General features: G+C 74.3%; 9 protein-coding genes. 2 read left to right on the top strand and 7 right to left on the bottom strand.

Going from position 1 to position 12,445, the window contains the following annotated elements:
- Positions 1–10: 10 nt before the first annotated feature.
- The 4 genes from ACFWP3_RS35715 to ACFWP3_RS35700 form a co-directional block, all read right to left on the bottom strand.
- A complete protein-coding gene (locus ACFWP3_RS35715) occupies positions 11–2,092 on the bottom strand; it encodes a SpoIIE family protein phosphatase (protein WP_384229612.1) in 2,082 nt (693 codons plus the stop codon).
- A 55-nt stretch (positions 2,093–2,147) separates the two neighbouring features.
- Positions 2,148–5,387, bottom strand: coding sequence for a DUF3376 domain-containing protein (locus ACFWP3_RS35710; RefSeq protein ID WP_384229610.1), 3,240 nt, complete (start codon positions 5,385–5,387; stop codon positions 2,148–2,150).
- A 339-nt stretch (positions 5,388–5,726) separates the two neighbouring features.
- A complete protein-coding gene (locus ACFWP3_RS35705; RefSeq protein ID WP_384229607.1) occupies positions 5,727–6,947 on the bottom strand; it encodes an aromatic amino acid transaminase in 1,221 nt (406 codons plus the stop codon).
- Entirely contained in the window at positions 6,940–7,944 is a 1,005-nt protein-coding gene (locus ACFWP3_RS35700; RefSeq protein ID WP_384229605.1) for a DMT family transporter, read from the bottom strand. The genes ACFWP3_RS35705 and ACFWP3_RS35700 overlap by 8 nt, the downstream gene beginning before the upstream one ends.
- 159 nt (positions 7,945–8,103) lie before the next feature.
- Between ACFWP3_RS35700 and ACFWP3_RS35695 the strand changes: the two genes are divergently transcribed.
- Entirely contained in the window at positions 8,104–8,595 is a 492-nt protein-coding gene (locus ACFWP3_RS35695; RefSeq protein WP_384229602.1) for an Lrp/AsnC family transcriptional regulator, read from the top strand.
- On the opposite strand, the gene ACFWP3_RS35690 is transcribed toward ACFWP3_RS35695, so the two are convergent.
- On the bottom strand, positions 8,581–9,174 hold the full coding sequence (locus ACFWP3_RS35690; protein WP_384229600.1) for an isochorismatase family protein: 594 nt from the start codon (positions 9,172–9,174) through the stop codon (positions 8,581–8,583). The genes ACFWP3_RS35695 and ACFWP3_RS35690 overlap by 15 nt on opposite strands.
- Before the next feature lie 147 nt (positions 9,175–9,321).
- Here ACFWP3_RS35690 and ACFWP3_RS35685 point away from each other — a divergent pair, with 147 nt between their 5' ends.
- Positions 9,322–10,326 (top strand): GlxA family transcriptional regulator, encoded by a 1,005-nt coding sequence (locus ACFWP3_RS35685; RefSeq protein WP_384229598.1) that lies wholly within the window; start codon positions 9,322–9,324, stop codon positions 10,324–10,326.
- A gap of 29 nt (positions 10,327–10,355) precedes the next feature.
- Here ACFWP3_RS35685 and ACFWP3_RS35680 read toward each other — a convergent pair whose 3' ends face one another.
- On the bottom strand, positions 10,356–10,874 hold the full coding sequence (locus ACFWP3_RS35680; RefSeq protein WP_384229596.1) for an O-acetyl-ADP-ribose deacetylase: 519 nt from the start codon (positions 10,872–10,874) through the stop codon (positions 10,356–10,358).
- Positions 10,874–12,292, bottom strand: a complete 1,419-nt coding sequence (locus ACFWP3_RS35675; protein ID WP_384229593.1) for a phytoene desaturase family protein — start codon at positions 12,290–12,292, stop codon at positions 10,874–10,876. The genes ACFWP3_RS35680 and ACFWP3_RS35675 overlap by 1 nt, the downstream gene beginning before the upstream one ends.
- Between the last annotated feature and the right edge of the window lie 153 nt (positions 12,293–12,445).

Genomic DNA, 12,445 nt, shown 5'->3' with positions numbered 1-12,445 from the left:
CGGCGCGGTGTCACGCCGGCTGTCCCCCGGCGGGGCGGGTGCGGGCCAGGAGTACGGCGACGTCGTCCTGCGGATCGCACGGCAGCAGCCGTTCCAGGATCCCGTCGCACAGCTCCTCCAGCGGCTGCCGCGCCCCCGCGAGGGCCCGTGCCAGCTGGTCCATGCCCTCGTCGAGGTCCCGGTCGCGGGCCTCGATCAGGCCGTCGGTGTAGAGCACGAGCAGGCTCCCCGGGGGCAGGGCCACCTCTTCCGTGCGGAAGTCCTGCCCGCCGGTGCCCAGCGGTGTGCCGGGCGGGCCGTCCAGGAAGGTGATGGTCCCGTCCGCCGCGGCCACGGCAGGCGGCGGGTGGCCCGCGCGGGCCACCACACAGCCGCCCGATGCCGGGTCGTGGACGGCGTAGACGCAGGTGGCCATCTCGTCCTCGCCGAGGTCGGCCACCACGGCGTCGAGCGAGCGGAGCATCTGCTCCGGGGGCACGTCCAGCCGCGCGAGGGTCCGTACCGCCGTGCGCAGCTGGCCCATGACGGCCGCCGCGTGGATCCCGTGGCCCATCACGTCGCCGATGACCAGGCCCGTCCTGCCGCCGGGCAGCTGGATGACGTCGAACCAGTCCCCGCCCACGTCGTGGTCGCTGGCGGGCAGGTAGCGCCCGGTCAGTTCGAGGCCGGCGACCTGGGGGAGCTCGCTGTTGATGAGGCTGCGCTGGAGGGTCAGGGCGGCGTGCCGCTGGCGGGTGTACATCCGGGCGTTGTCGATGTTGAGGGCGGCGCGTGCGACCAGCTCGTCGATCAGGACGCGGTCCTCGTCGTCGAAGGGCTCGCGCTCGCGCAGCCGGGTCACGGCGACCGCGCCCAGCACCTGCCCCCGGGCGACGAGCGGGACCATCCGGGCGGAGCCGAGGGTGGCGAGGTAGGCGCGCAGGGCTCCGGCGCGCGGGTCGGTGATCAGGGCCGGGATGTCGGGCGTGTAGAGGTCCATGGGCCGGCCCTCGGTGATGATCCGTTCGTAGACGCTGTCCGTGGGGATCTGGAAGGTCTGGCCCGCCTGGAGCTTCGCGGTGGGCGCGTCCGGGTCGGGGAAGGCGGCCGCGAGCCGGCGCATCAGGCCGCGGGTGGAGGCCGCGGCGGCCGGGCCCTCGTCGGGGCCCAGGACCGATTCGAGGAGCTGTACGTCGGCCGAGTCCGCGAGCTGCGGTACCAGCACGTCCACGATCTCCTGGGCGGTCTGGCGGAGGTCCAGGGTGGTGCCGATGCGGGTGCCGGCCTCCGCCAGCAGGGCGAACCGGTGCCGGGCCCGGTCCGCCTCGGCCTGGGCCCGCTGTCCGTCGGTGATGTCGATGAGGGAGGCGATCAGGCCCAGCGGCCGTCCCGAGCCGTCGAGGAGCGGGGCGTAGGAGCAGGACCAGGTCCGGTCGTGGTCGGGGTCGGCGGGGGTGCGTCCGGTGCGGCGGACGTCGACGACGGCCGTGCCCCGGTGGAGGACCTGGCGCATGGTGGCCTCGAGGACGGCGGCGTTGACCCCCGGCACCACCTCGGTGAGCCTTCTGCCCAGGTGCGCGGCGGCGGGGACGCCGTTCATGCGGGCCAGGGCGTCGTTGACGCGCAGGAAGCGCAGGTCGGTGCCGAGGGTGGCGAGGCCGATGGGCGACTGGGTGAACAGGCTCTGGAGCGCGGCGAGCGAGTCCCGCATGTGGAGCACCTCGGAGGTCTCCACGGCGATGAGCATGGCGCCCGTGCGCCCCTGCCGGTCGGCGGCGGGGACGATCCACATCTCCATCCAGACGCGGTGGCCGTCGCGGTGGCGCACGGGCAGGGTGCCGACGACGGTCTCGCCGGCCTGGACGCGGCGGGTCAGGTCGTCGGCGAGTCCGCGGTTGGACTCGGGGACGAGTACGGAGGTCCCGGCGCGGCCGAGGATGTCCTGGGGGCGGTGTCCGAGCAGGTCCTGGGCGGCGAGCGACCACTCGACGATGCGGCCGTCCGCGTCCTCGCGCCACAGGGCGATCGGGAGCAGCTCGCGGAGCACGCCCGCGTACCCGACGGCTGCGTCCGGCGGGTCCGGCACTTCGCTCGTCGACTGGTAAGTGTCCACCGCACCGACCTCACCCCGGGGGGTCTGATTCCTACCGATTCACCCTATCCGAGGGCTAGCCGGGAGGCCCTGTGTCCGGCTCGGGGTGGAGCCAGGGGTGGACGGCGGTGACGACGAGGAGGACGGCGTAGACGATGAGCGCCGCCCACCAGCCGCCGAGCCCGTCGCGGCCGAACTGGACGAGGGCGGCCGCTCCCCCGGCCACCAGGGCGGCCAGGACCCCGCGCCACCAGTGCGGCGGCTCCGTCCCGACGTACAGCAGGGCTCCGGCGGCCAGCGCGGCGGCGGCCCCGACGACGGGGGTGATGGGCCATCCGTGGACGGAGTCCTCGGGAACGCCCCGCAGCAGGACCAGGGCGGCCACGGGCAGGGCGGTGAGCCCGAGGACCACCGGCCACCGCTCCCAGGGGCTGCGCAGCCTCGGCCAGGCCCAGGCCGCCAGGGAGAGCACGGCGAGGACGGCGACGGGGACGTGGCCGGGCAGGGAGGACCACTGTCCGGTACTGAAGGCCACCGCGGTCCACATCAGGACGGCCGCGGCCAGCGCCGGCAGGGGTGCGAGCACGGCGGCCAGCGGCAGCAGGCAGACCAGCGGTTTCGCCAGCCCGAGCACGCATTGGGCCGCCCGGGCCCAGAGCCCCCGGGCGGGCTGGAGCGCGGGCCAGGCCAGCAGCCCGGTCCGCAGGGCGGCCCGGCGCGGGTCGCGGGCCCGGACCAGTGCGCCGACCTTCTCGGCGCCGATGTCGTGGAAGGCGGCCATGGCCCGCTGGACGTCGGCGGGCGTGGTCAGCGGCGGCGGGTCGGGGAGGTCGGGCGGCCGGTTCCCGCCGCGGATGCCCTTCGCGTGCAGGGCGGCGATCAGCGGCAGCTCCTGGTCGAGGATCTCGCGCTGGCGCAGGGCGGTGAGTGCGCTGCGGACGCGGTCCCAGCGGCTCGCGTCGGGCAGGGATTCCAGTGCTTCTCCGTAGAGCTGCATGAACAGCGCGGGCTGCGGCACGGCGGCGGCGACCAGACCTCCGAGCGCGACGCCGTCGGGCGGTTCGGGGCCGTCGCCGTCGAAGGCCGCGGCCAGCCGGTCGTCGGTGGCGACCAGCGACACCAGCGAGGCGGCCGCGTCCAGGCGGCCCCAGGTCCAGTCGCTCAGCCGCCAGCGGGCGCTGAGGAAAGCGGCGAAGTTGTTGAGCTGGTTGCCGCTGAGTTTGGCCTTGACCATGCGTTCCGTCGTCGGAGGGGAGACGTCCGACAGCACCGTGCGCGTGGCCCAGCTGGTGTTGGCGGCGGAGACGGTGTGGAACTTGATGTCCGTCGCCTCGGCCAGCGGGTCCGGGCGCAGCGGGCCGAGCAGCAGTTCGGCGGCGGCCAGCGCGGTCCTCGTCTGCGGTGCGCCGCCGAGGGCGGCCTCGTGCAGCGCCTGGTACCCGTCGACGACTACCGGGTCCGTGGCCGCTCCGAGGAGCGCGCCCAGTTCGCCCAGGCGGAGCCAGAATTCGCTGTAGCGGCCGTCGGGCCACCGCGCGGGGCCCGTGGCGGGCTCCGTCCACGGCTCCTGGTCGACGGCCGCGGCCAGCGCTCCCGACCAGGCCTGCCAGACCCCCGGCCCCTCCCAGGCGGGAGGCACCGCCGGCATCAGGGCGGTCAGCCAGCCGTTGGCCACGTCCAGCGGGGCGATCGCGTCGGCCGGTGCCTCCCCGCCCGCGAGTGCTTCTCCGTAGGCTCTGAGCAGCAGCCTGTCCCGGGCGGCGATGAGGGTGGCGATCGCGTACCGGTACGTGTAGAGGCGATTGCGGCACTCCTCGATCCCGTCCGCGTCCGCGTCCGCGGGGTCGGCGACGGCCTCGTACGCCCGGATCCAGTCCATGAGGAGCCGGACGGTCCGGGCGAGGGCCAGCGGCGACCTGAGCGGGAAGGGGAGCCCGATCTCGGGGCCGGCGGCGCGCACCTGCCGGATGAGGTGCGCCGAACGCTCCTCCCCCGGGCCCGCGTCCAACGGTTCCAGCGGGCCCGGTCCCGCTGGCAGCGGCAGCGGGTCGGGCCCGGTCACGTCCGCCGGATCCTCCAGCAGCCGGATCAGCCGCGCGGCCTCCGCCGCGCCGACGGCGCGGCGGTAGGCGGCCTGTCTGGGCGCCGCCGCGGCGGCCAGTTCCCCGAGGGTCGTGGGAAGGACGGCGGTGACTCCGCGCGCGTGCAGGGCCGCGGCCTCCGCGGCCCGCAGTTCGAGGGCGTCGTCGCGCAGGGACTCCGAACCGGTCTTCACCGTCAGGGACTTCACCGCGATCCGGACGGCCCGGGTGACCCGGCGCCGGCCGCCCGTGGGCCGCGCCCGCGCCGGCTCCGGCTCCGGCTCCGGCGGGAAGGGCGGTACGGGCTGGAGGAAGAGCAGCCACCGGTCGACCTTCCGGGTGACGGGAGTTCCCGCGATGGCACGGACCGCCCAGGCGACGGGGATGTTGTCGAGCAGGCCCCCGTCGACCAGTTCGACGCAGCCGCCGCCGTTCTCGTCGGGGTAGCCGGTCTCGCTGCTGACGCCCCGCATGTCGACCCGCGGGGGTTCGTCCCACGCCGGGGGCTCGCCGCCGACGTAGATCCTTCCCGGCTCGAACGCTCCCGGGAACGAGGACGAGGTCCGGGCCGCGAAGGCGAGCCGGTTCAGGGCTTCCCACCGGGCGTCCGTGTCCAGCGGGAAGTCGGTCATGGGGGCTTGGTGCCGGAACCGGAAGAAGGCGTTCGATCGCCCTACGAGGAGCGGTGCGCCGCGGGTGGGCCGCACCCAGTCCCGGCGGGGCCGCAGCCGGGTCGCGGTGAGGATCAGCCGCAGCGAGCGGGCGAGGCGCGGGGCCGTGTCCCGGGGCGCGGCCAGCAGGTCGTCGAGCGATGCGCGCAGTTGCGCGAAGAAGACCTCGTCCCCGCGCATCAGCGAGTCGGGTACGTGGAAGGGGGTCGAGCGGCGCAGCAGCCCTTCGAGGTCGCCGAGGCGAAGCCACACGTCCCGTACGCCCGTGTCGAAGGGCATCCCGTAGACGAGGTGGCAGGCGAGCAGTACCCCGTTGAGGCCGCCGGCGCTGGTTCCGACGACGACGTCGATGTCCACGTCGTCGTACCCGCAGGCGTCGAGCAGCGCCCGGTAGAGGGAGGTGCCCGGCTCCGGCTCGGCGTCCGCGGGCCGGGGCGCCGCGCGCCGCAGCGCCGCCGTCTCGCAGCAGGCCCCGCCCATCCACACGGCCAGGCTGACCCCGCCCCTCATGGCAAGGGCCAGCCGCAGTTCCGAACTCCTCGCACCCTGACCGGTGGCGTTCATGCTCCCAGCGTCACCCCGGAGCAAACGGGCCGCACCACAGGTCTTGACTCGGGCGAAATACGGAGGAAACTCATCAATACACCGGAAAACCGGAAAAGAGCCGCACCTCCCTCAGGAGACGTCCAGAGGCCCGCGTGACCCTTGTCCAGGCTCTGGCCAGGCCCCCGGCAGCATTCGCGCTCCACGGGAGCCATCGGCGACGGCGGATGGCTCATGGAAGCGGCGGAACTGCCGGGGACTGTTTTGTGTCGGCTCGCTTTCGGCGTCCGCTCCCTTTCGGTGTCCGCTCGCTTTCGGTGTCCGCTCGCTTTCGGGCCGTGCCGCCGGCGCCGCCCGAAGCTAGCGTGCGAGGCCCTCGAGCGGCCGCGGCGCGGGCGCTTCGTCCAGCACGGCGGCGACGGCCTGGGCGAGCCGCGGGATGCGGTGTCCGGCGATCCCCGCGATGTTGATCCGCCCCGACGCGGTGCCGTAGACCGCGTGCCGCGCGCGCAGTTCGTGCATCTGGCCGGGCGTGAGCGGCAGCATCGAGAACATGCCCTTCTGCCGGTCGAGTTCCCGCGCGGCCGCCCCGTGGCCCAGCGCGCTCAGGTGGGTCGTCAGGTCGGCCCGGTTGGCCGTGATCCTGCCCCGCATGACCTCCAGCTCCGCCCGCCAGGCGGAGCGCAGCCCGTCGTCCTCCAGGATCGTCGCCACGACGGCCGCGCCGTGCTCGGGCGGCATGGAGTACAGGGTCCGGGCCGCGTTCTGCAGGGCCGTCTCGGCGTGTCCGAGCGCCCGGGCGGACGTACCGAGGACCATCGCGCAGCCGGTGCGGTCGCTGTAGAGCCCGAAGTTCTTCGAGCAGCTGACGGCGATCAGCATCTCGGGCACCCGCGCGGCCAGGATGCGCGTGGGCAGCAGGTCGGCTTCCAGGCCGTCGCCGAGGCCGTGGTAGGCGAGGTCGACGAACGGCACCCAGCCGTCGCGCGCGGCGAGTTCGGCCAGCGCCTCCCACGCGTCCAGCGTGGGGTCGGCCCCGGTGGGGTTGTGGCAGCAGCCCTGGAGCAGGACGACGTCGTCGCGCCGCGCCGCGGCCAGTGCCCGCAGCACGCCCTCCGTGTCGAAGGCGCCTTCGGCGTCGCGCCAGCCGAACGTACGGACCTCCAGACCGGCGGCCTCCAGGATGGGCCGGTGGTTGACGTACGCCGGGTCGCTGATCCACACCGTGGTGCCCGGGCGGGTGCGGCCGATCAGGTCGGCGAGCAGCCGCAGCGCGCCGGATCCGGCGACGGTCTGGACGGTGACGGCCCGGCCGGCCGGCGTCTCGGGCCCCAGGACCATCGTCTGCATCGCGCGGTTGAAGGCGGTGTTGCCGGAGAGCCCCCGGTACTCCTTGGACTCGGCGCGCTCGGCCAGGCGGACCTCCGCCTCGCGCACGGCCGCCATGACGGGGGTGCGGCCCGTGTGGTCGCGGTAGACGCCGAGGACCAGGCCCAGGCGTTCGGGCCGTTCGTCGGCGTCGAACGCGGCGGTCAGTTCCCACAGCGGGTCGGCGGGCGGCGGCGGGAGGAGCTCAAGCATGGGCGGGAACCTTGGGTCGTGGGCGTCGGTTGGCGAGGACGACGCCGGCGGTGATGAGGGGGACGCCGACGAGGACGGCGGCGCTCGGCGTCTCGCCGAGCAGGGGGACGGCCAGCAGGACGACGGCGACGGGGCTGAGGCTGCCGCCGACGGAGCTGCGCTCCGCGCCGAGCCTGCGGATGGCGACCGCGTACAGCAGACCGGCGCAGAGGCCGACTCCGAGCCCCTGGACGACGAGGAAGAGGGCGATGTCGCCGCCCGCGGCGTGCGCGAGGCCGGTCGGGAGCACGCCGGCCAGCACCAGGACCCCGATGATCGCGAAGGAGGGCAGGCACAGCAGGCCGATCGATCCGACGGGGTCGAGGGCCACGTCCCGCAGGCCGACCGTGTACAGGGCCCACAGGCCGCTGGCCACCAGGAGGGTGCCGGCCCCTTCCAGGACGTCCGCGTCGACGGGGACGACGTAGCGCCAGACGAGGGCGGCCACGCCGGCGGCGATCAGGGCGAGCCCGGCCGCCTGCGTTCCGCGCGGGGCTCCGTGGCCGCGGGCGGCCATCAGCGCGGAGACGAACAGCGGGACCATGCCGGGGACGATCGAGCCCACGAAGGCCGCCGAGGTCAGGGAGCCGCCGTGCATGGCGGCGAGGAAGAACGGCACCCCGGCGCCGCAGACGATCTTGAGGGCGGGGCCGGGCCGGACCGCCGCGATGCTGCGGCGGCGGCGCCACAGCGCGGGGAGCAGGATGACGAGCGGGACGCCGAAGCGCAGCAGGGCGGCGTCCGCCGGCAGCAGGGTCGAGGCGCTCAGGGCGCGGGCGCTGAGCGCGAAGGCGGCCCAGATCGACACGGTCACCAGCAGGGCCAGGACGCCCTCGGCCTGCGGGGAGAGCCTGCGCCGGCGGGGGGTCCCCCCAGCGGTGGCGGGGGGAGGGTTTCCGGCCGGCGGGCCCGCCGTACGGGGAGGCGCGGTCGCCCCGGTGATGTGCGTTGCGACCACGGTCGTCTGCTCCAGCCTTGCCGGGAACGGACCGGTCTGGTCCGTTCCCTCGCAACGCTACGGCTTCGGCCGGGGCAGCCGATTGCCAGTTCTACCTCTCGGACATACGTTTGGGGCAGGATCTGCCAAGAATCGCCGACGATCCGCCGAGGAGTGACCGTGGACGCAGTCGATCTGCAGATCATCCGGGAATTGCAGGCCGACGGGCGCCTGTCCAACCAGGACCTGGCCGACCGCGTGCGGCTCTCCCCGTCGCCCTGCCTGCGCCGCGTCCGCAGGCTGGAGGAGGCGGGTCTCATCCGGGGCTACACGGCCATGGTCGACCAGGTGGCCTTCGGGCTCCCGGTCACCGTCTTCGTCCGGATCCGGCTGGAGCGGCACACGGCGGACGCGGTCCGGCTCTTCGAGGAGCACGTCGCGGTCATCGAGCACATCCAGGACTGCTACCTGATGGCGGGCAGCAGCGACTACCTGCTGCGCGTGGTCATCGAGGACCTGGAGGCGTACGAGGCCCTGGTGCGCCACCGGATCCACGCCATCCCCGGCATCGCCTCGATCGAGTCGAGCTTCGCGTACGGCAGCGTCAAGCAGTCCCGTACCTACCCCCGGCCCGCGCCCCGGCCCGCGCGGGGGGCCTCAGCCCAGCGATGAGGCGGTCGGCACGACGACCCCGTACAGGTCGGCGATCGTCGCCAGCGCGCCCTGGTGGATCTGTTCGGCGGGCAGGTCGGCGACCGCCGTGCCCAGGGGGCGGGTGGAGCAGGCGTCGGCGACCACGGTGGGCTGGTTGCCGCGCAGGTACGCGCCTTCCACGGTGAAGGTGACGCACATGTTGGTCATGAACCCGATGACGATGACGTTCTTGTGGCCTGCGGCGTCGAGGTGTTCGCCCAGGTCGGTCCCGACGAAGGCGTTGGGCGCGGCCGTCTTGACGACGACGGTCTCGCCCTCGGCGGGGGACACGCTGGGGTGGATCCGGCCGATGTCGGTGCGGATGTCGTACGGGGAGCCCTCGCCGCCGTCGTGCTGGACGTGGATGACCTTCGTGCCCGCCTCGCGGGCCCTGGCCAGCAGCGCGGCGGCCGCGTCGAGGGCGGCCCGCCAGCCCGTCAGCTCCAGTACGCCCCGGGTGTAGGTGTTCTGGTAGTCGACCAGGATCAGCGTCGCGTCGGCCAGCGAAGCCGGGGTCTGGTCGAAGCCGCTGAGCTCGCGCAGGGTGGTCGCAGACATGGGAGTACCGTCCTCGGAAATCGTGGGAAGGGGCCGGGCCGCTGCTCGGCGGCCGTGTATGGAACGCTATGACCCACCGCGGGTGTCGGCAATGTCATCCGACTTGCAGATACGGACATCGCGCGGGCCCGGCCGAACGGAGACCAGTTGAGCACCGTCAGACGCCTCGTCGTCGTCGTCCTCTTCGACGGCGTCGACCTGCTGGACGTCACCGGGCCGCCCGAGGTGTTCTCCCTGCTGCGGCGCGAGGTGGGCGAGGAGACGGGCTACCGCGTCGTGCTGGCCGCCGAGACCGCGGACCCCGTCACCACCTCCGCCGGGGTGCGCATCCTCCCCGACACCACCTTCTCCGAGCTGTCGGGAAGCGGCATCGACACCCTGCTGGTGCCCGGCGCGGTCGAACTCGACGGCCAGGGCCGGGTGCACGCCGTGACCGATCCCGCGGTGGTCGGCCGGGTGAGGGAGCTCGCCGGCCGGACGCGGCGCGTCGCCTCCGTCTGCGTGGGCGCCCACATCCTCGCGGACGCCGGGCTGCTGGACGGCAAGCGCGCCACCACCCACTGGTCGACGGCACGCCAACTCGCCGCCGAGCACCCGGCGATCGAGGTCGACGCAGATCCGATCTTCATCCGCGACCAGGACGTGTGGACCGGCGCGGGCATCAGCGCCTGCCTCGACCTGTCACTGGCCCTGGTGGCCGACGACTTCGGCGAGGCCGTCGCGCTGCGCATCGCCCGGCAGCTGGTGATGTACCTGAAACGGCCGGGCGGACAGAGCCAGTTCAGCGTCCCGCTCGAACCCGTCTCGACGACGCGCCGCGTCGAGGACCTGCGCCTCCACATCACGCGCAACATCGCCGAACCGCTGACCGTCCCCGACCTCGCGGCGCACGCCCATGTGAGCGAACGGCAGCTGACCCGGATCTTCAAGACGGAGCTGGGCATGACCCCGGCGGCCTACGTCGAATCGGCGCGCGTCGAAGTGGCCCGCAACCAGCTCGAATCCACCGACGCCACCCTCGAACGCATCGCGTCCGCCTGCGGCTTCAACACCACCGACACCCTCATCCGCGCGTTCCGCCGCACGCTCGACACCACCCCGACGGAATACCGCAACCGCTTCCGCTCCGCCCCTTCGGGGGCCCGGACGTAGCCCCTGCCGCTGCCCCGTGGGCCCCCGGCCTAGCGCGCGGCGTCGACGGCCGCCGTGAAGGCCGCGTGGGCCCGGTCGTCGAAGAGGACGAAGCGGACCTCCTCCACCTCGGTACGGGCCGCCCGTACGGTCTGGACGGCGATCCGCGCCCCGTCGTCCAGGGGCCATCCGTAGATCCCGGTCGAGATGGCCGGGAAGGCGACCGTGCGGGCTCCCAGTTCGTCGGCCACCCGCAGGGACTCCCGGTAGCAGGAGGCCAGCAGCTCCGAGCGGTCCTCCTCGCGCGACCAGACCGGGCCGACGGTGTGGATCACGTGCCGCGCCTGGAGGCGGCCCGCGGTGGTGGCGACGGCGCGGCCCGTCGGGAGGCCCTTGCCGTAGTGCGAGCGGCGCAGGTCCTCGCAGGCGGCGAGGATCTCCGGGCCGCCGCGCCGGTGGATGGCGCCGTCGACCCCGCCGCCGCCGAGCAGCGAGGAGTTGGCGGCGTTGACGATCGCGTCGGCCTTCTCCGCGGTGATGTCGCCGCGGACCAGGGTGATGCGGACCATCAGGAGTCCTTTCGCAGGTGGCGCCACACGGCCTTGGCGGCGTTGTGGCCGGACATGCCGTGCACCCCAGGGCCGGGCGGGGTGGCCGAGGAGCACAGGAAGACCGCCGGGTTGCCCGTCGTGTACGGGGAGAGGGTGATCTTGGGGCGCAGCAGGAGCTGGAGTCCCGAGGCCGCGCCGCAGGCGATGTCCCCGCCGACGTAGTTGGGGTTGCGGGCGGCGAGCTCGGGCGGGCCGGCCGTGGCGCGGGCCAGGACCAGGTCGCGGAAGCCGGGGGCGAAGCGCTCCAGCTGGCGTTCGACGGCGTCGGTGAGGTCGCCCTGCCAGCCCTTGGGGACGTGGCCGTACGCCCAGAACACGTGCTTGCCCGCGGGTGCGCGGCCGGGGTCGACGAGGCTGGGCTGCGCGGAGATGAGGAAGGGCGTACGGGGGGCCCGGCCGCCCGAGGCCAGTTGCAGGGCCGCGTCGATGTCGCGGGTGCGCGGGCCGATCTGCACGGTCCCGGCCCGGCGCGGCTCCTCGGCGGTCCACGGGACCGGCCCGTCCAGCGCATAGTCGATCTTGAACGCGGCGGCGCCGTACCGGTAGCCCTCGTACGCGCGGCCCAGGCGGGCGATGCGGGCCAGGGCGGTCGGCGAGGTGTCGAAGACGTAGGCGCGGGCGGGCGGGAGGTCGTCGAGCCGTTTGACCTCGAAGCCGGTGTGGATCGTGCCGCCGAGGTCGCGCAGGTACCCGGCGAGGGCGTCGGACACCGACTGCGAGCCGCCGCGCGGCATCGGCCAGCCGTTCGCGTGCGCGGCCAGCGCGAAGACGAGGCCGACGGCGCTGGTGGCGATCCCGTCGAGCGGGGCGATGACGTGCGCCACCAGCCCGGCGAACAGAGCGCGGGCCCGCTCGTCGCGGAAGCGGCGCAGCAGCCAGGTGGAGGGGGGCAGCCCGGCGAGCCCGAAGCGGGCGAGGGTGACGGGGTCGCGGGGCAGCGCGGTGCCGGGCAGCGACATGAAGTCCCGGGCCAGGGTGTCCCACCTGCCGAGGAACGGCTCGACGAGGCGCCGGTACGCGCCGGCGTCCCGCGGCCCGAAGGACGCCGCCGTCTCGGCGACCGAGCGGGACAGGACCGCCGCCGTGCCGTCGTCGAAGGGGTGCGCCATGGGCAGCGGGGCGTGCAGCCACTCCAGCCCGTACCGCTTCAGCGGCATGGTCGCGAAGACCGGCGAGCCCGCGCCGAGCGGGTGCACCGCCGAGCACGGGTCGTGGCGGAAGCCGGGGAGCGTCAGCTCCTCGGTCCGCGCCCCGCCGCCGACCGTGTCCGCGGCTTCGAAGACGGCGACCGAGAAGCCCCGCCGGGCCAGTTCGACGGCGGCCGTCAGCCCGTTGGGCCCCGCCCCCACCACGACCGCATCGAGAATCGACGGCACTTGCGACTCCTTCGTCCGGCGGCGCCACCGCCCCCAGGATATTCCGGCTTGGTGGGGGCCTAGTGCTGTGGCCGGGAAGGTTTGCCGGGTCGCGGCGTCCGGTGCGGTGCATCGCAAGGCGGAGGACCGCGGCTTGTACTGGACGTACTTGCG

Source organism: Streptomyces sp. NPDC058525, from assembly GCF_042719495.1.
GTDB lineage: Bacteria > Actinomycetota > Actinomycetes > Streptomycetales > Streptomycetaceae > Streptomyces.
Note: the sequence above shows the minus strand (reverse complement) of the source record. Positions and strands in the feature narration are given on the sequence as shown.